Consider the following 18,161-nt stretch of genomic DNA (forward strand, 5'->3'; position numbering starts at 1 on the left):
GTCCTGCGGCGGGCGGCGGCGCGGGCGCAGCCTGTTCGGGTGGCAGCGGCCGGGCGAGGTGAACCGCCCCCGCCGCCGTGGCAGTCATGCACCAGGCGCTTGCCGCCGTGGCGCGGTGGAACACGGCGGCACGGCGGACCTGACACACAGAAGGAGCTTCTCCATGGGCCACGGTGGCGACGTGATCGACGAGCTGTCTGCCGACCTGCGGGAAATCGAGGACCTGTTCACCCGGATCGGCGGCCTCGCGCCCGGCGACGAGCGCCTGCGCGGGCTCGCGGACCGGCTCACCGGCGAACTGGTGCGGTACGCCGTGACGGAGGAGGAGTACCTGTTCCCGGCGGTGCGCCGGTTCGTGGACGACGGCGACGACATGGCCGACCAGGAACTCGCCGACCGCGCGGAGACCGACCGGCTGATCCGGGAGCTGGAGAGCTGCCCGCCCGCCGACGCCCGTTTCACCGCCCTGGTCGCCTCGCTCGGGGCCGCCACCGAGCGCCTGGCCTCGGAGCGCGCGGGCCGGCTCTTCCCGCTGCTCTCGGAGTCCTGCCCGCCCCGGATCCTCGCGGAGCTCGGGGAGCGGGTGCGCGCCTCCCGCGAGCGGCCCGGGCAGTCCCCGGCCCCCCGCCCGGTGGGCGTGCTGCTGGGTGCCGGTGCGGGCGCCGTCGTCCCGCTCCCGGAGGGCGGCGAGCCGGACGCCCGCGACTGACCGGACCGCGGGCCCCCGGAGCCGGGGCGGGGCGGCACCCGGTCCCGGGGGCCGCTCCGCCCCGGGCGAACAGCCGTGCCCCGCCCCCCGCGGCCGTGCTTGGCTGCGCTCATGAGGATCCTGGTACTGGGCGGCACGGCATGGCTGGGCCGCGAGATCTCCCGGCAGGCCGTCGACCGGGGGCACGAGGTGGTCTGCCTCGCGCGCGGCGAGAGCGGGGCGGTGGCCGGGGGCGCCACCCTGCACGGCGCGGACCGGGCGGTGCCGGGTGCCTACGCGGACCTGGCCGCGACGCACTGGGACGCGGTGGTCGAGGTGTCCTGGCAGCCGGTCTTCGTCCGGGAGGCGCTGGAGGCCCTGGCCGCGCGGGCGGCCCACTGGACGTACGTCTCCTCCTGCAGCGCCTACGCCTCGCACGCCGAGCCCGGCGCCGACGAGTCCGGCGCGCTGCTCCCGGCGACCGGGCGGGACCGCGTCGGGCGGGAGCTGTACGGGGAGGCGAAGGTCGCCTGCGAGCAGGCGTGCGCCGCGGCGGTGGGCGACAGGCTCCTGGTCGCCCGGTCCGGGCTGATCGGCGGTCCGGGCGATCCGAGCGACCGCTGCGGGCACTGGGTGGCACGCGCCGCGCGCGGCCCCCGGGAGCCCCTCCTCGTCCCCGACGCGCCCCTGGCCCCGACCCAGGTGGTGGACGTGCGGGATCTGGCGGCCTGGCTCCTCGACTCCGCCGGGGGCGGACTCACCGGGGTGTACGACGCCGTGGGCCCGGTGATGCCCTTCGGCGCGTGGCTGGATCTCGCGCGGAGCATCGGCGGGCACACCGGGCCGGTGGTCCCCGCGCCGGCCGCGTGGCTCAAGGAGCAGGGGGTCGCCGGGTACATGGGACCGGAGTCGATGACGATGTGGCTGGACGAGCCGGGCTGGGAGGGCTGGTCGGCCCGCAGCGGTGCCGCCGCACGCGCGGCGGGCCTGCGCCACCGGTCCCGCGGGGAACTGGTCGCCGACACCCTGGAGTGGGAGCGGGCCCAGGGGCTCGGCCGGGAGCGCCGGGCGGGTCTGAGCCCGGACCGGGAGCGGGAGCTGCTGGCCGCGCTGGGCCGCTGAGCCGGCCCGCCCCGGCGGGGCGGCCGGTCACCGGGCGGACGGCGGGCCCGGGAGCGGCTGCTCGGTCCAGATGGTCTTGCCGGACGGCGTGTAGCGGGTGCCCCAGCGCTCGACGAGCCGGGCCACGATCAGCAGCCCGCGGCCGCCCTCGTCCTCGGCCGAGCTGTGGCGCAGGTGCGGGGAGGTGTGCGTGGTGTCCGCGACCTCGCACAGCAGGGCGCGGTCCCGGATCAGGCGCAGCTGGAGGGGGCCGGCGGCGTGGCGGACGGCGTTGGTCACCAGTTCGCTGACCACGAGCGCGGAGGCGGGGGCCAGCTCCCCGAGGCCCCAGCGGTCGAGCCGGGCGGTGACCAGCGAGCGCGCCCGGCCCGCGGAGGCGGGCTCCGCGGGCAGGTCCCAGACGGCGACCCGGCCGGCGTCCAGCTCCCTGGTGCGGACCAGCAGCAGCGCCGTGTCGTCGGCGGTCCTGCCGCCGGGCCGCAGCTCGTCCAGGGCCCGGTCGCAGAGTTCGTCCAGGTCGGCCGAGGGGTCGCCGAGGACCCGGCCCAGGGTGCGGAGCCCCTGCTCGATGTCGCGGTCGCGGACCTCGACCAGTCCGTCGGTGAACAGGGCGAGGAGGCTGCCGGCCGGAAGCTCGAAGGAGGCGGCCTCGAAGGGCAGGCCGCCCAGGCCCAGCGGGGGGCCGGCCGGCAGGTCGGGGAAGCGGTAGGAACCGTCCCGGTGGACGACGACCGGCGGCAGGTGTCCGGCGCGGGCCATGGTGCAGCGCCGCGAGACGGGATCGTAGACGGCGTACAGGCACGTCGCTCCCGTGGTGACGTCCGGGTACGGCACATCGGCCGCCGCGTCCGCGCCGACGCCGGTCCCTCGGCCCAGCAGGTCGTCCAGCCGGGTGAGCACCTCGTCGGGCGCCAGGTCCAGGGTGGCGAGCGCCTCCACGGCCGTGCGCAGGCGCCCCATGGTGGCCGCGGCCGGCAGGCCGTGCCCGACCACGTCGCCGACGACGAGCCCGACCCGCGCGCCGGAGAGCGGGATCACGTCGAACCAGTCGCCTCCCACGCCCGCGACGTCGTCCGCGGGCAGGTAGCGGCCGGCGACGTCGACCGCCGACTGGTCCGGCAGCCGCTGCGGGAGCAGCTGGCGCTGGAGGGCCAGGGCGGCGGCGCGCTCGCCGGTGAAGCGCCGCGCGTTGTCGATGCCGAGGGCCGCCCGCGAGACGAGTTCGTCGGCGAGTCCGACGGCGTCGGTGTCGAAGAACCGCAGGCTGCCGGAGCGCAGGAAGGTGACGAGGCCGAGCAGCGTGCCGCCGCTGCGCAGCGGCACCACGAGGGTGTCCTCGGCGAGGACGTGGCCGCCCGAGGCCAGGCTGCGCCGTTGCGGCGAGCCCTCGGGGTAGGAGACGCGGCGCGGGGACCCGGCGTCGGCGGGGGCCGCCGCGGGCGGCGCCCCGGAGCGGGCGGCGACGCGGACCCAGGTTCCGCCGGCTCCCGGTGCGGGCACCCCGCCCGCGAGGACGGCCGCGTCGAGGTCGACGGTGACGGTGGAGGCGAATCCGGGGACGGCCACGTCCGCGACCGCGCGGGCGGTGGAGGTCACGTCCAGGGAGGTGCCGATGCGCCGCCCCGCCTCGGCGAGCAGCGCGAGCCGGTTCTGCGCCTCGTAGCGGGGGGTGATGTCGAAGGCGTCCTCGCACACGCCCAGCACCCGGCCCTCGGCGTCCTGGAGCCGGTAGTAGGAGCAGGACCAGACCCGGTGGGTGTCGGGGTCGCTGGGCAGGCGGGAGCGGAAGTGGAGGTCGACGAAGACCTCGCCGTCGTCGATGACGCGCCGCATGGCCTCGGTCAGGGTGCGCGGGCCCCGGGAGCCGAGGAAGGCGCCGTCGGGGTAGAGGTCCTCGGCGTGCATGCCCCGGTAGTCGGCGAGCGGGCGGCCCACCTCCCGGTCGTGCGCGGCGTTGGCCCATGCCAGGCGCAGCCCGCGGTCGTAGACGGCGAGGCCCAGGGGCGACTGGGTCGCCAGGGCGTCGAGCAGGGCGAGGCGCGCCTGGGACAGGCGCCGCTGCCGGTACTCCTCCAGCAGCAGGACGCGGGAGGCGGGGCCCGGCCCGCTGAGCGGGAACTCCGTGGCGGCCACCCGCACGGTGCGCCCGTCCCGGTGGTGCGCCGCCCGCGCCGTGCGCCCCTGCCCGGTGGCCGGTTCCCCTCCCGGGGGGTCGACGAAGGCGGAGACGGGGCGCCCCACCGCCTCGGCGGCGGTGTGGCCGAGCAGGTCCTCGGCGGCCGGGCTCCAGCCGATGACGCTGCCCCGGGCGTCCAGGACGAGGGCGGCCGCCGCGGGGGGCGCGACCGGGTCGCGCGGCTCCGCGCCCGGCGGCGCGGCCCGCGCGGTCCGCACGCCCGCCGCGGGCCGGGGGTCGGCCGGTGCGGGTCCGGAGCGCTTCACCCACCCAGAATCCGCCTCGTCCGCACCACCGCACAAGCCGTACCGGGGCGGTCCCCGGGACCTCGGCCCACCCGGGCCCGCCGCCCCGCCCGCCGCGGCTCCCCGGTCGGGCCCGCAGGCGGCGCCGGGCCGCCCGCACGGGCGGCCGTCCCGTCTCGGGCGGCGGCGTCCCCCGTGCCGGAGACCGCGCCTCCCGCGCCGGTGGTGCCCTCCGGTGCGCCCGGCGCACCGGAGGCGGTCCGCTCCGGTACGCCCACGAGGGTGAACCCGGCGGAGCCGGAGCAGGGCCCTGCCCCCGCCCGGCCGCGCACCGGGGGCTTCCGGGCCCGCGCCGCGGCGTGCACCCGGCCGGGGCGTGCGCGCGGGCCGGGGCGTGCGCGCGGGCCGGGCGTCGGGCGTCGGGCGGGGTCCGGGCCCGCCGGGGGCCTCGGGACCGCGGGCGGGGGCCCGGTACGGCGGGTCAGGCTCCGGGGAGCGTCTGCTCCGCCCAGATGGTCTTGCCGGTGGGGCCGTAGCGGGTTCCCCAGCACTCGGTCAGGGAGGCCACGAGCAGCAGCCCGCGGCCGCCCTCGTCGTAGATCCTCGCCCTGCGCAGATGGGGTGCGGTGCTGCTGCCGTCGGACACCTCGCACACCAGCGAGGTGTCGCGGATCAACCGCAGCCGAATGGGCGAGCCGCCGTAGCGGATGGCGTTGGTGACCAGTTCGCTGACGACGAGTTCGGTCGTGAACACCGCGTCCCCGAGTCCCCATTCCTCCAGTTTGGCGGCGGCCAGGTGGCGGGCCCGGGAGACCACCGAGGGGTCGGAGGCGAGCTCCCAGGAGGCGTGGCGGTCGCCCCCGAGCCGGTTCGTGCGGGCGAGGAGGAGGGCCACGTCGTCGTCCGGGCGCTCCGGCAGCAGCGCCTTGACCACGGCGTCGCAGGTGTCGTCGAGCGATCCCGAGGGCCGGGCGAGGGTGTCGCACAGCAGCTCCAGCGCCGTCTCCCGCTCCCGTTCCGGCGCCTCGAGGAGACCGTCGGTGTACAGGGCGAGCAGACTGCGCTCGGGCAGCTCCAGCTCCACCGACTCGAAGGGCAGGCCGCCGACGCCCAGCGGCGGCCCGCCCGGCAGCGCGACGGGCGAGGTCGTGCCGTCGGGCCGCACCAGCACGGGCTCGGGGTGCCCGGCGCGGGCCAGGGCGCAGTGCCCGCTGACGGGGTCGTAGGTCACGTAGAGGCAGGTGGCGCCGGCGACCGAGGAGCCCTCGGCGTCCACGGCCTCCTCGCGGTCCAGCTTCAGGACGAGGTCGTCGAGCTGGGTCAGCAGCTCGTCGGGCGCGAGGTCGACGTCCGCCAGGGTCCGCACCGCGGTCCGCAGCCGCCCCATGGTCGCGGACGCCTGGACCCCGTGGCCGACCACGTCGCCGACGACCAGGGCGACCCGGGCCCCGGAGAGCGGGATCACGTCGAACCAGTCGCCGCCGATTCCGGCACCGGTGGTGTTGGGCAGGTAGCGGGAGGCGACGTCGACGGCCTGCTGGCGGGCCGCCCGGCGGGGCAGCAGGCTGCGCTGGAGGGCGAGGGCGGTGGCGTGCTCCCGGGTGTAGCGCCGGGCGTTGTCGACCGCCACGGCGGAGCGCGCGGCCAGGTCCCCGGCGAGCAGGACGTCGTCGTCGTCGAAGGGGTCGGGGTTGCGGTGCCGGGAGAAGACCGCCACGCCGAGGGTGACACCCCTCGCGGTCAGCGGGGCCGCCACGGTGGCGTGGATGCCGTGGGTGAGCATGCTGGCGTAGCGCTCGGGCTCGGTCTGCTCCCACAGGCGCAGCGCCTCCTCGCCGAGGTCCCAGCGGCGCGCCTCGCCCTGGAGCAGGATGCGGCCGAGGACGGAGTTGCGGTCGTGCTCGTGGTGCTCACCGAGGGTGACGACGGCCTCGGGGCAGCCGGGCAGCACGGACTCCTGCGCGACCCTGCGGAAGACGAGGGCGGAGCCCGGGGCGGGGGGCCGCGGCTCCTCCCCCGCGAGGACCGGCGCGAGCAGGTCGACGGTGACGAAGTCGGCGAAGCTCTCGGTGGCCAGCTCGGCCAGCTCCTCCGCCGTCCGGCCGACGTCCAGGGTGGTGCCGATGCGGACGCTCGCCTCGTCGAGCGCGGTCAGGCGCTGGCGTGCGCGGTACTGCTCGGTGGTGTCGAGGGTCACCACCGAGCAGCCGTGGACGCGCCCTGTGGCGTCGGAGACCGGGGAGAGCACCGCGACCCACACGCGCTCGCCGGCGCCGTTGCGCCCCAGGTAGGTCTCGAAGGAGAGGGTCTCGCCGGACTCCATCACCTGCAGCATGGCGGCCTGGAGCCCCTCCCCCGCGCCCCCGACGACCTCGGGGCCCATCTCGCCGGGGGTCAGGCCCACGAGGTCGGCGAGTTCCCGGTCCACCACCCGCAGGGCGGCGGGGTTGGCGGTGACCAGGCGGCAGCCCCGGTCGAAGTAGGAGACGGGGACGGGCAGCTGGTCCAGGATCGAGCGGGGCAGCGCGGAGGCGTCGGCGGCGCCGCCCGCCGGGTCGCCGGTGCGACCGCTTCCCGGTCCGTCCATCGGAGCCATCTTTCGCCCTTCGCCGCCGGGAGCGCCCTCGCCCGGGGCCGGTCGCGGCCCGTTTCCCAGCATGCGCCCCGCCCCGGGGAGGCTCAACCAGTCCGCGGCGGGTCGCGGGCGCGGGGGTCAGCGGCGCAGGTCGGCCTCGGGGCCCATGACGATCACCGGGAGCCCGGCCGGGTCCAGGGCCCGCAGCAGCTCGCGCATGTGGTCCAGGGCCAGGGAGATGCACGCCTGGGTGGGGCCCTGGTGGTCGACGTGGATCCACACGCCGCCGCCCCGCTCCTCGCCCAGCGGCCGCTCCGCGTCCAGCGGGGTCGTGCCGGGGACGCGGTTGTAGTCGATGGCGACCACGTAGTCGAAGGAGCCCTCCAGGGGCTCGCCGAGGAACCCCTCGCCGGAGATGCCGAAGTCCTCGTCCTGGTCGTAGGGCAGCAGGGTGCCGGGATCGGGCAGCAGGCCGCCCGCGTCGCCGAGGCCGAAGACCCCGATGGGGGTGCGCAGATCGCCCTCGGTGTGGTCGGGCGTCCAGCCCCGCAGGGCGTTGTGCGCGGGCCAGGGGCCGAGCACACGTGTCCAGGGGGCGTCGGCGTGCGCGCGCTCGTAGAGGACGGCCTCGGCCGTGTGGGTGTCGCGGGTCGCGCCGGTGACGACCAGGGCCTGGAGGGTGCCGTCGGTGAGGGCGGCGCCGGTCTCGGGACCGACGCCGGGCAGACCGCGCGGGGCGGGGGACGGGGAGACGGGGGCCGGGGAGACCGGGGCCGGGGAGGCGGGGGCCGGGGAGACGGGGGCCGGGGAGACGGGGGCCGGGGAGGCGGGGGCGCCGGGCGGCCCGGCCAGAGGGCGGGGCGGTGGCGCGGAGGAGGAGGAGGAGGAGGAGGCGCAGCCCGCGAGCAGCAGGGCGGCGCACACGGTGGGGGCCAGCAGCCGTGCGGCGGCGAGGCAGACGGGCATGGGGCGGTGTCCTCCGCGGTCGTGGAAGAGGGGTGCGGGCGATGCGTACCCGCAGGTGCGGGCGGTCGGTCGCCTGCGCGGGCGGCTCACTCCTAGGGGCGCATACGGGCGCGCCCGTATGCGCCAACGCCGGGGACCGTGCGGGTGGGACGCAGGGGCCCCTGTCACCGCAGGCCCGGGCGCAGTAGCATCGGCCCCATGCGACGACGACATTGATCCACGGCCCCTGGTCCTTCGACGGCCTCCCGCGGACCGCCGCACGGGTGAGTTCCCGGCGTCCGCTGCCCGTCGTCACGAAGGACCTCGTCCATGCTCGCCTTCTCGTCCTGCCCGCCTGCCGCCGTCCGCCGGCTGGAGCGGCGGCTCTCCCTCTACGCGGGGCTGGAGGACTTCGTCCTCCTGTACCCGCTGTACGCACTGCTCTTCGCCGAGCACGGCCTGTCCACGGCCGAGATGTCCTCGCTGTTCGCCCTGTGGTCGTTGACCGCGCTGCTGGTGGAGGTCCCCTCCGGGGTGTGGGCGGACCTGGTCTCGCGCCGTCTGCTGCTGGTGCTGGGCCCGCTGCTGACGGCCACCGGCTTCGCCCTGTGGGCGCTGCTGCCCTCCTACGCCGCCTTCGCCGCCGGTTTCGTGCTGTGGGGCGTCAGCGGCGCGCTGCGCTCGGGCGCCTACGAGGCGCTGGCCTTCGAGGAGCTGTCCCGGCTGGGCGCCGGTACGCGCTACGCCCGAGCCATGGGCCGCGCCTCCGCCTGGAGCATGGTCGCCACCGCAGCGGCGACGGCCGCGGCCGCGCCGGTGGCGGGCCTGTGGGGCATGCCCGCGGTGGCGGCGGCGAGCGTCGCCGCCTGTCTGCTGTGCGCGGTCGCGGGCGCCGCGCTGCCGGAGCACCGGACCCCGGGGGCCGGGGCGGAGCCCTCCGGCGGTGCACCGCCCCCGGCGCCCGCCGGGGACGGGCCGGGAGCGGCCCGTGCCGCGGGCCCGGGGGGCGCGGGCGGCGAGGGGCCGGGCGGCGGTATCGGCACCACCGGCGCGGCGGCGCCCGCCATGGGACTGCGGGCCGCCGCCGCCGTGCTCCGCTCGGGTGCCGCCGAGGTGCGCGGGACGCCCCGGGTCCGCCGGGCCCTGCTGCTGGTCGTCGCGGTGACGGCGGTCTGGGGGGCCCTGGACGAGTACGTCCCGCTGCTGGCCTCGGCGACCGGCGCGCCGGCGGCGGCCGTCCCGCTGCTGGTCCTGCTGGTGTGGACGGGGGTGACCGCCGGCGCCCTGCTGGTGGGGCCGGCCCAGCGGCTGGGCCCGCGGGCCCTGGGGGCGCTGCTGGCCGCGGGCGCGCTGGCCACGGCCGCGGGCGCGCTGTGGGGCCGTCCCGCCGGGTTCGCGGGGGTGGCGGCGGGCTTCCTGGTGTTCCAGCTGGTGGACGTGGTGGCCGACGCCCGGCTCCAGGCGGCCGTCAGCGGCCCCGGACGCGCGACGATCACCTCGCTCGCGGGCCTGGGCAAGGAGGGCGCGACCCTGGGTGTCTTCGGCGCCTATGCGGCACTGTCCTCCCAGGCCGACCACGGCCCGGTGTTCGCCCTGCTCGTCGTGCCGTACCTGCTCGTGGCCCTGGTGCTCGGGGTACGCCCCCGCGGCGAGGGCGGGGCCATGGTGCCCGGCGGCGCGGACCGGGTGGCTGCCGGGGGCGCGGACCCCGCGGTGCCCGGCGGCACGGGCCGGGCGTCCTGAGCCCCGGCCGGGGCCGGGGGCGGCCGGGCGGAGCGGCCCCGGGGGCTGCTCCGCCTCCGGCCGCCGCGCCCCGGTCCCGGCCCGCGCCGGGCGGGACGCCTTCCCGGCCGCGGCGCGGCCGGGGCCGGCTCTGGCCGATTCCCGTCCTCCGGGGGCGGGTGGCTGGGATGATCCTGCGCACGGGGCCGGGCGCGCGGTCCTGTTCGCGTGCGAGCGGGGGGTGGCGTGATGCGCCGGGAGGGCACGGCGGCGGGGGCAGCCGAGGCGGAGGACGATGCGGTCCACTTCGTGGACCGGTTCCCCTTCGACTGGCGGCACCCCGCCTCCCGCGAGCTGAGGGACCTGCTGGCCTCCGTCCACTTCCGCGAGGAGCCGGTCCTCGCCCTCGCCCAGGAGGCCGGGATCCGGCCGGCCTCCATCCACTGGGGCCGCCCCATGGACGCGGTGTGGCACGAGCTGATCGAGACCGCCCGCAGGCAGGACCGCCTCCGGACGCTGCTGGAGCGTGTCACCGCGGGCCCGGACGCGGCCCTGGCCCGGCGCGTGGGCGAACTGCTGCGGCCCCGGCCGGTCGTGGAGGCCGCCCCGCCCGCACAGGATCCGGGGGCCCTGACGGCGCAGGCCCCGGACGCCGCCGAGCGTCAGATCCTGCGCACCGCCTCCTACCTGGACGTGTCCTTCCTGCGGCGCGGGGTGGAGGTCGCCTCGTCCGTGGCCCGCCTGCTGGTCTCCTTCGCGGACGGCGCCACCTACCACGGGACGGCCTTTCTGATCGCCGAGGACACCCTTCTGACCAGCCATCACGTGCTCTTCGACGCGCCGGGCCGCGGGGGCGGGCGGGCCGTCGCGGCGGAGGCGTGGTTCGGCTACGAGAACGACGCGGAGGGACGTGTCCGCGCCCATGTCCCCGTCCGCTGCCTGACCGACCCGGTCGCCGGCGACGCGGAGGAGGACTGGGTGGCGGTGCGGACGGCGGAGCCGGTGCCGAAGGACGCGGCGGTGGTGGAACTCCCGCGGGCCGTCCCGGTGGCGCGCGGGGACCGCGTCTACATCGTGCAGCACCCGCACGGCGGGGTGAAGAAGCTCGCCGCGCACCACAACGTGGTCCGGTACGCGGACGACTCCGTGGTGCGCTACTGGACCGACACCGACCACGGCTCGTCCGGCTCCCCCGTCTTCGACCGGCACTGGCGGCCCGTGGCGCTGCACCAGCGCTGGGTGCGCGTCAGCCCGCAGGGAGCCCCGCCGGAGTACGTCAACCAGGGGGTGCGCACCGACCGGATCGCGGCCGGGCTGGAGCGGGCCGGGTGGACGTGAGACCGTGCTGAACCTCGACGCACGCGCCTTCGCGCGCTGGGACGCGGACACCGTGGCCCTGCTGAAGGCGCTGACGGACCTCTTCCCGGAGACGGGTCCGATCAAGCGGCTGGTCCAGGAGGGCGGGATGCGGCTCGCCCGGTTCCACTGGGACCGCCCCGCCGACGACCTCTGGCCGGACGTGCTGGAGGCGGCGGCCGCCGAGGGGCTGCTGCGGGGGCTGCTGCTGCGGGTCGTCGAGGACCCGGCCAGCCGCGTCCACCACGCCCTGCTCGGGGAGCTGCTGCGCCGCGAACCGCCCGCGGGCGGCGCGGACCCGTGCCAGGTCCGGTTCATCGACCGCACCGTGCCCAAGGCCTTCCTCGACCGCAACGCGCTGCGGGGGCACCTGCGCGAACTGCTCCACGACAACGGCAGCAGGGTCCTGGTGGTCAGCGGCGACCGGTTCACCGGGAAGTCCTGGACCTGGGACCTGATCGTGCACGTGCTGGGGGAGCTGGGCCGGGGCAGCTCCTATCTGATCGACCTGGACGCCTGGGAGGGCACGCCGGCCGGGCCCGCCGACGTGATGGGCGAGATCACCGACCAGCTGGGCTGGGAGCGGGCCGCGGTCGATCCGCACGAGACGGAGGACACCAGTGCCCGGAACCTGCTCAGCAGGTTCAAGGGCCGCATCCGCGGCAGCTCCGACGAGCCCTGGTTCGTCTTCGACGGACTGGACGCCCACTACCTGACCCCCTCGGCCCTGCGGATGATCGAGGGCCTGGCCCTGGCCGCGGAGCGGCGGGAGGCGGGCGGGCGGATGCGCGTGGTGCTGATCGGCTACGAACGGGAACTGCCGGCGCAGCTGGCGCAGTCCGTACTGTACGAGCAGCTGGGGCACCCGGGGGTGGACGACCTGCGCGACTTCTTCGACCGCGTCGCCGCCTCCCGGGGGTACCGGCCGGACGGCGAGGCGGTCGACCTGTTCGTGGAGCGGGTTCTGGAGGAGTCCATGGGGGAAGAGGAGTCCGTGGGGGACGGGGACCGCGGGGGCGCCCTGCCCGTCGGGCGCGTGTCGCGGGCCGCGGCGGCGCACGCCCGGCTGCTGCTGTCCCAGCTGCCCGCCCCGGCCCGCGAAGGGGGATCGCCGTGAGTGAGCCCCGCACGCTGACGGCGGCCGACGTCCGGGCCCTGCTCGGCGGCCCCGGCAGCACGCAGCGGACGGCCCGCGGCGCGGACGGCGCGGACGGGAAGGAGGCCCCCACCCCGGCCCGCTGGTCGCTGCGGGAGGCCCTGTGCCTGCTCGGCTCCTTCGACGAGTCGACGCCGGAGCGTGTCGCCCCCGGCGCCGCGGCCGGGGAACCGGCCGAACTCCTCGGCGCACGCCGCGCGGTGCTCCACCACGACTGCGAGCGGGTCAGCACCCGTGCCGGCCGGCGCCTGCGGCTGCGCGCCGAGGTGCGCGCGGCCGCGCTGGAGCGGCTGAGGACGCCCCGGCGGATGCGCGAGGCGCTGCACCGGGCCCCCGGGGACCCCGCCGACCCCGCGCGGGCCTGGGCCGGGCGGCTGCTGGCGGGCGAGCTGCCGGACGGGGGCGGTGACGGCCTGGCGGAGCTCCATGCGGCGCTGACCGTGACCGGCTGGTTCTCCGGGGCGCCGCACGCCCGGGAGGCGCTGGCGCTGCACGGGCGGGCGCTGCCGGACACCGGCGAGGTGCGCGCGCGGATCGAGGCCGCCCGCCTGCTCCAGCCGCTCTCGGCGCTGGCCGGCGAGGGCTTCGTCGGCAGGCGCCGCGAACTCCAGGCCCTGGCCGCGCACCTGCGCGTCCCCGCGGCGGGGGCGGCCGGGGGCCCGGGCACCGGCCGGCCCTCGCGCCTGATGGTCCACGGCCCCGGCGGCATCGGGAAGTCGAGCCTGGTCGCGCGCTTCGTGCTCGACCACGTCGGGCCGGGGCCGACGGTACGGCTCCCGTTCGCCTATCTGTCGTTCGACCGCCCCGACCTGCTCCCGCAGCAGCCGCTGACCCTGCTCGCCGAGGCGGCGCGCCAACTGGGCGTGCTGCGTCCCGCCCTCGCCGCCGAGGCGCGGGCCGTCGCCGCCCTCGCCCACCGCACCCTGCTCGCCGACCGGACGGCCGAGGACGAGAGCGCGCGGACGCTGCCGGGGCGGCGCGGGGGCCACGACCGCGACGAGCGCCGGCTGGTGGAGCGGTTCGCACGGCTGGTGGCCGCCGCGGCACCGCCGGAACCGCAGGGGCCCGGCTCGGTGCTGCTGGTCCTGGACACGCTGGAGATCGCCCAGCGGCAGGGGGCGACGGCGATGGCGCGCCTGACGCACTTCCTCGACGCCCTCCAGGACGCCTGCCCGCGGGTCCGCGTCGTGCTGGCGGGTCGCGCGCCGCTCGACGACGCCTCGCGGCGGACCCGGCGCCTGACGCTGAGCGGCTTCGAGCCCGCGTTGGCCCTGGGCTTCCTGCGCGGGCACATCGGCTCCGCCGCGGGGCCGGTGGACGAGGCCTTCCTGTCCTCCGTGGTGACGCTGTACGGCACCAATCCGCTGAGCCTGAAGCTGACCGCCGAGCTCGTCCGGCGCCTCGGACCCGAGGGGCTGACGGACGCCGGGGCGCGGCGGGAGCTGCCCGAGGCCACCGGGGCGGAGCAGCTGCAGGGCATGCTCTACCGGCGGATCCTCGACCACCTCGACGGCGAGGACCTGCGGCGCATCGCCAACCCCGGCCTCGCGGTCCGCCGGGTCACCCCGGAGGTCATCCGCAAGGTGCTGGCCGGGCCCTGCGGCCTGGGGCCGGTGGACTGGGGACGGGCCGAGGACCTGTTCGCGGCGCTGAAGGCCGAGGCCTCGCTGGTGGAACCGGCGCCGGACGGCGGCGCCGTGGTGCAGCGCCACGACGTGCGCGGCGCCATGCTGCCCCTGCTGCGCCGGGACTCGGCCGCGCAGGTGCGGGAGATCGACCGGCTTGCGGTGGAGTACTACGCGGCCGCGCAGGAGCGCCGACCGGACCGCGCGGTGGAGCTGCGGGCGGAGGAGCTCTACCACCGCCTCGCGCTGGAGCAGGAGGCCGGGGTCCTGGACGGCCGGTGGCTGGACGAGGCGGGGCCGCTGCTGGACTCGGCCCTCGACGAGCTGCCGGAGCGGTCGAGGGTCTACCTGTCCGACCGGCTCGGCATCACCGTCTCGGCGGCCCTGCGGGAGCGGGCCGACGAGGTGACCTGGGCGCGTCAGGCTGCCCGGGAGGCCCAGGCGCTGCTCGGCGACGGGCGCCCCGAGCAGGCCCTGGCGCTGGTGTCGGAGCGGCCCGGGAGGATCGGGCACCATCCGGAGCTGGTGGTACTGCGGCTGCGGGCGCTGGCCGCGCTGGGCCGGGCCCGGGAGGTCCGGGCCTCGGTGGGGGCCGCCCTCGACGCGGCGGCGGCCCGGGACCCGGCCCTCACCGGGGAGATCGCCCTGCTCGGGGCGCGTGCCGAGGAGGACCTCGGCGACTTCCGGGCGGCGCACGCACTGCTGCGGCGGGTGCGGCGGGCGGCGGAGCAGCAGGGCGACCGGGTGCTGGGGCTCCGGGCGCTCACGGCCTCGCTGCGGCTCCACCGGCGCGGCGGCACCGACGGCTCCCCGGCCGCGGAGGAGGTGCGCGGGGAGCTGGTGGCCGGCGTGGCCGCGGCGGGCGACCGCGCCCTGGAGCGCCATCCCTCGCTGCTGCGGGACCTGGCGGCCGAGCTCGGCGACCGGCTGCCGCGGCTGGTGGCCCTCGCGGTGCGGGTGCTCGGGGTGGACTTCGAGGGCCCCATGGGACGGCAGCTGTCCCTGCGGCTGACCGCGCACGACGTGCCCGGCTCCCCCGGCGGCGGCCCGGGCGGCCCCGGCGAGGACGCGGACCGCGGCCGGGAGCCGGACGGGGCACCCGGTGGCGGGCCGGAGCCGGCCGGCGCTCCCGGGGAGGACGCCGGGGAGGGCCGGCGCTGGCTGGGGAGCGGCAACTCGCTGGAGCAGGGCATACGTGTCTCGGCCATTCTGGGCGCGGGCGACGCCCGGCGCGACGCCTGGAATGACGCCCTGGTGGGCGCGTACCGGCACGAGGCGGACCTGGCCTCGCAGCTGCCCTCCCCCCGCCGCTCGGGGCCCTCCGTCACCTGGGACGCCGTGGTGGTCGTGCCGGGCCTGGGGGGCAGTGTGCTCCGCGAGCGGGAGACCGGCCGCCTCCTGTGGGGCGGGCAGCCCTCCGGGCTGGTGCGCGACTGGTACGGCGGGGCGGCCGCCGAGGCGCTGCGGGTCGCCGACGAGGAGCGTGCGGGGGCGTCCCGCACGGTGGCGGCGGGGCTGGTCGACTCCCCCGTCTGGGCGCCCCGCTTCGGCGGGTGCGAGCCCTACGGCCCGCTGCTGGGCGCCGTCCGCGAGCGGGTGGTCCACCCCGAGGCCGTGCTGGAGTTCCCCTACGACTGGCGTCTCGCGGTCGAGCGCTCCGGCCGCCTGCTCGCCGAGGCCGCGCGGCGCCACTTGCGGCGGTGGCGGGCCCGGGCGGCGGCGCTGCGCGCGCCGGGGACCGGGCCCGGGGGGAGGCGCCCGCCCCGCCTGGTGCTCGTCGCGCACTCCCAGGGCGGGCTGGTGGCCCGGGCCGCCCTGGAGGCCGATCCGGACCTGGCTCGGGACACCCGGGTGCTGGTCACCCTGGGGACGCCGTTCGACGGCGCCCCGGCCGTGGCGGCCTTCCTCGGCGACCGGGGCGAGGGGCCGCCCGGACACGAGCGGTTCCACGCCGCGGCGCTGACCATGCCCGGGCTGTACGACCTGCTGCCGAGGACGCCGTGTGTGGAACGGGACGGACGCCTCACCGCGCTGACCGCGGCCGATCTGGCGGCCGCGGGCGCCGACGCGGACCTGGCGGCGGCGGCCCTGGCCCCGCGTGCCGCGGCGGCGGGTGTGCGGCGCCCCGGCCACCGGGGCGTGGCGGGCACGGGCCAGCCGACGGTGCAGAGCCTGCTGCTCGCCGCGGGCCGGATACTGGCCCGGGAGGACATCCTGCGGACCCGGTCGGACGGTTCCGTGACGCGGGATCCGCGGGGGACGGCGGCGCGCTGGGACCGCGGCGGGGACGGGCTGGTGCCCCGGGACGCCGCCGCTCCGGACGGCTCCCCCGTGGAGCAGTGCTATGTGACGGCCCGTCACGGTGCGCTGCACACACACCCGGTGGCGCTGCGCTACGTGGCCCGGGTGCTCACCGAGGCCCCCGGCTTCCCGGTCGACCCGGCCGAGGTGGGAGGGGTGGTGGCGACGTCGCGGGATGTCGCACCGCCGGGGGCCTCCCGCACCGACGGGGTGCTGGCGGCGATCGGCCTGCCGGGCACCGGGACGGCCGTCGGGCTGCGGGTGCCCGAACGCGTCGCTCCCGGCCGGCCCTGGACGCTCCGGGTCACCGGGCCCGCGGCGCTGGGCGGGATCCGGTGCGCGGTGCAGGACGCGGTGACGGGGCGGACCGCGGTCACCCCGCGGCTGCGCGGCACGGAGGGCGGCCTGGAGGGGTCGGTGGTGCTGCCGTCCTCCGGCCTGTACCGCGTCGTGGTGGAGCGCGAGGGCGCGCCGCCCGTGACCGAACTGGTGCTCGTGGCCGCGGCCGCCCCGGCGGCGCGGCCCCCCGGAGGGTGAACGGCGCTCCGGCGGCCCCGCGGTGCCGCCCCGCCCGGGGCCGCGGGACGCCCCCGCGATGCGGCGACGGGGTGGCCCGCACCGCGCCGATGGGGCCTGATGTGCGAAGAGGCCGCCCCGGATGCCAGGATGCAGGTATGAGCAATGTGTACTTCGACATCACCATCAACGACGAGCCCGCGGGCCGGATCGTCTTCGCCCTGTTCGACGACGTGGTCCCGAAGACCGCGCAGAACTTCCGCGAGCTCGCCACGGGCCAGCACGGCTTCGGCTACGAGGGCTCCTCGTTCCACCGGGTCATCCCCAACTTCATGCTGCAGGGCGGCGACTTCACCGCGGGCAACGGCACCGGCGGCCGCAGCATCTACGGCGAGAAGTTCGCCGACGAGAACTTCGAGCTCAAGCACACCAAGCCCGGCCTGCTGTCGATGGCCAACGCCGGCCCGAACACCAACGGGTCGCAGTTCTTCATCACCACCATCGTGACCGGCTGGCTGGACGGCAAGCACGTCGTCTTCGGCGAGGTCGTCGAGGGCATGGACCTGGTCAGGAAGATCGAGGCCCTGGGCTCCGACAGCGGTCGCCTCGGCGCCAAGGTCACCATCGCCAAGTCCGGCGTCGTCGAGGGCTGACCCCGTCGCACCGCACGCGGGCCCGGCAGGACTGCCGGGCCCGCGGCGCGTGGGCCGGCGGGCGGCGTCCCGCTAGTCCGTCGGCTCCTCCGGCTCGGGTGCGTCCTCGACGCCGCCCTCCGGCCGCTGCGCGGCGGAGCGGGGCCCGGCACCTGCCTCGCCGGCGTCCGGGTCGTCACCGCCGCCGGGGCCCTCCCCGGCCCGGGGCGCGCCCGTGCCGGGACCGGCCCGCTCCGGCTCCCAGGGGTCCTCGGCCCCGGCCTGCCGGTCGGGCAGGTCCCGCGGCAGGGGACCGCCGCCTCCGTCTTCGAACCCCTCCGGGCGGATGTCCTTCGACTGCCCGGTCATGGTGCTCCTCCCTTCGCCGTCGGGCACGGAGCCACGGGTACCCGTCCGCAGGACTTCCACGCACCGCCCGGGCCGCACCGGGGACCTGCCCCGCGGCGCCGCCGTCCGGCGGGCGGGGGGTGGCCGAGTCCGTGTCCGGCCGCACCGCGCATGGGCCATAATTCTCCGGTGAAAGACGATCAGGCCCTCGGGCGCGTGCGCGGGGGCGGGCGCCCGGCCCGGGCCGCCGGCCCCCGGGGGCGCGGCGCGTCCGAGGGGGGCGGCTGGCCCCGGTGGCGCGAGGACCATCCGGAGACCTCCTTCGACGGTCTCCCGTTCGTCCTGGCCACCGTGCGGATGACGGTGCCGGCGGGGCGGCGGTGGCAGCAGCACCGCCTCGTCGAGAACGACCGTCTGAGAACCCGGCTGATACCGCTGCTCGGAGCGCTGCCCATGAGCCACTCCCTGCTCCAGGAGCCGCACGGGGGCCAGCACTGCCGCTACGGCGCGGGCGGCCCGATGCTCTGGCAGGACACCGACCCCGGCCGCTGGCCCAACACCCTGTACCGGCAGTTCCAGGAGACCGACGGGCCGCGCAGCGGTCTGGGGGAGCTGAGGGTGACGCTCCGTCTGGAGACCAGGGACGGCCTGGTCTCCACCGCGGAGCGCACGATTGCGGAGTGCAATGTGCGGGCGGACGGCCGGCTGCTGCTGGTCCAGGTCCCCGACCGTCTCTCCGCGGCCGGCTGACGGC

Annotated in this window: 12 protein-coding genes; 8 read left to right on the forward strand and 4 right to left on the reverse strand. The window is 78.0% G+C overall.

Annotated features, from left to right (window positions below; all coding sequences use genetic code 11):
• Positions 1–163 precede the first annotated feature (163 nt).
• Together ACGF15_RS07220 and ACGF15_RS07225 are read left to right on the forward strand one after the other, a co-directional pair.
• On the forward strand, positions 164–709 hold the full coding sequence (locus ACGF15_RS07220) for a hemerythrin domain-containing protein (RefSeq protein WP_392797123.1): 546 nt from the start codon (positions 164–166) through the stop codon (positions 707–709).
• A 111-nt stretch (positions 710–820) separates the two neighbouring features.
• Complete coding sequence (locus tag ACGF15_RS07225) at positions 821–1,810, forward strand: NAD-dependent epimerase/dehydratase family protein (RefSeq protein WP_345615256.1); 990 nt, start codon at positions 821–823, stop codon at positions 1,808–1,810.
• Between the two features lie 27 nt (positions 1,811–1,837).
• Here ACGF15_RS07225 and ACGF15_RS07230 read toward each other — a convergent pair whose 3' ends face one another.
• The 3 genes from ACGF15_RS07230 to ACGF15_RS07240 form a co-directional block, all read right to left on the reverse strand.
• Positions 1,838–4,252 (reverse strand): SpoIIE family protein phosphatase, encoded by a 2,415-nt coding sequence (locus tag ACGF15_RS07230; RefSeq protein ID WP_376428371.1) that lies wholly within the window; start codon positions 4,250–4,252, stop codon positions 1,838–1,840.
• A 460-nt stretch (positions 4,253–4,712) separates the two neighbouring features.
• Positions 4,713–6,818 (reverse strand): SpoIIE family protein phosphatase, encoded by a 2,106-nt coding sequence (locus ACGF15_RS07235; RefSeq protein WP_345615257.1) that lies wholly within the window; start codon positions 6,816–6,818, stop codon positions 4,713–4,715.
• 126 nt (positions 6,819–6,944) lie between these two features.
• On the reverse strand, positions 6,945–7,772 hold the full coding sequence (locus ACGF15_RS07240) for a hypothetical protein (protein WP_392797124.1): 828 nt from the start codon (positions 7,770–7,772) through the stop codon (positions 6,945–6,947).
• 309 nt (positions 7,773–8,081) lie between these two features.
• Between ACGF15_RS07240 and ACGF15_RS07245 the strand changes: the two genes are divergently transcribed.
• The 5 genes from ACGF15_RS07245 (at position 8,082) to ACGF15_RS07265 (ending at position 17,080) form a co-directional block, all read left to right on the forward strand.
• Positions 8,082–9,494, forward strand: coding sequence for an MFS transporter (locus tag ACGF15_RS07245; RefSeq protein ID WP_392797125.1), 1,413 nt, complete (start codon positions 8,082–8,084; stop codon positions 9,492–9,494).
• A gap of 228 nt (positions 9,495–9,722) precedes the next feature.
• A complete protein-coding gene (locus tag ACGF15_RS07250) occupies positions 9,723–10,811 on the forward strand; it encodes a trypsin-like peptidase domain-containing protein (protein WP_392797126.1) in 1,089 nt (362 codons plus the stop codon).
• A 4-nt stretch (positions 10,812–10,815) separates the two neighbouring features.
• A complete protein-coding gene (locus ACGF15_RS07255; protein ID WP_345615261.1) occupies positions 10,816–11,946 on the forward strand; it encodes an effector-associated domain EAD1-containing protein in 1,131 nt (376 codons plus the stop codon).
• The gene (locus tag ACGF15_RS07260) at positions 11,943–16,448 is read left to right on the forward strand and encodes an AAA family ATPase (RefSeq protein ID WP_392797127.1); all 4,506 of its coding nucleotides are present in this window, start codon (positions 11,943–11,945) and stop codon (positions 16,446–16,448) included. The genes ACGF15_RS07255 and ACGF15_RS07260 overlap by 4 nt, the downstream gene beginning before the upstream one ends.
• A gap of 137 nt (positions 16,449–16,585) precedes the next feature.
• Positions 16,586–17,080 (forward strand): peptidylprolyl isomerase, encoded by a 495-nt coding sequence (locus ACGF15_RS07265; RefSeq protein ID WP_345615263.1) that lies wholly within the window; start codon positions 16,586–16,588, stop codon positions 17,078–17,080.
• 72 nt (positions 17,081–17,152) lie between these two features.
• Here the strand turns inward: ACGF15_RS07265 and ACGF15_RS07270 are convergent, their stop codons facing one another.
• Entirely contained in the window at positions 17,153–17,428 is a 276-nt protein-coding gene (locus ACGF15_RS07270; RefSeq protein ID WP_345615264.1) for a hypothetical protein, read from the reverse strand.
• Between the two features lie 168 nt (positions 17,429–17,596).
• Between ACGF15_RS07270 and ACGF15_RS07275 the strand changes: the two genes are divergently transcribed.
• Positions 17,597–18,157 (forward strand): hypothetical protein, encoded by a 561-nt coding sequence (locus ACGF15_RS07275; RefSeq protein ID WP_345615265.1) that lies wholly within the window; start codon positions 17,597–17,599, stop codon positions 18,155–18,157.
• The last annotated feature ends 4 nt before the right edge of the window (positions 18,158–18,161 follow it).

The organism is Streptomyces sp. NPDC048001, assembly GCF_043203115.1.
Lineage (GTDB): Bacteria > Actinomycetota > Actinomycetes > Streptomycetales > Streptomycetaceae > Streptomyces > Streptomyces sanyensis.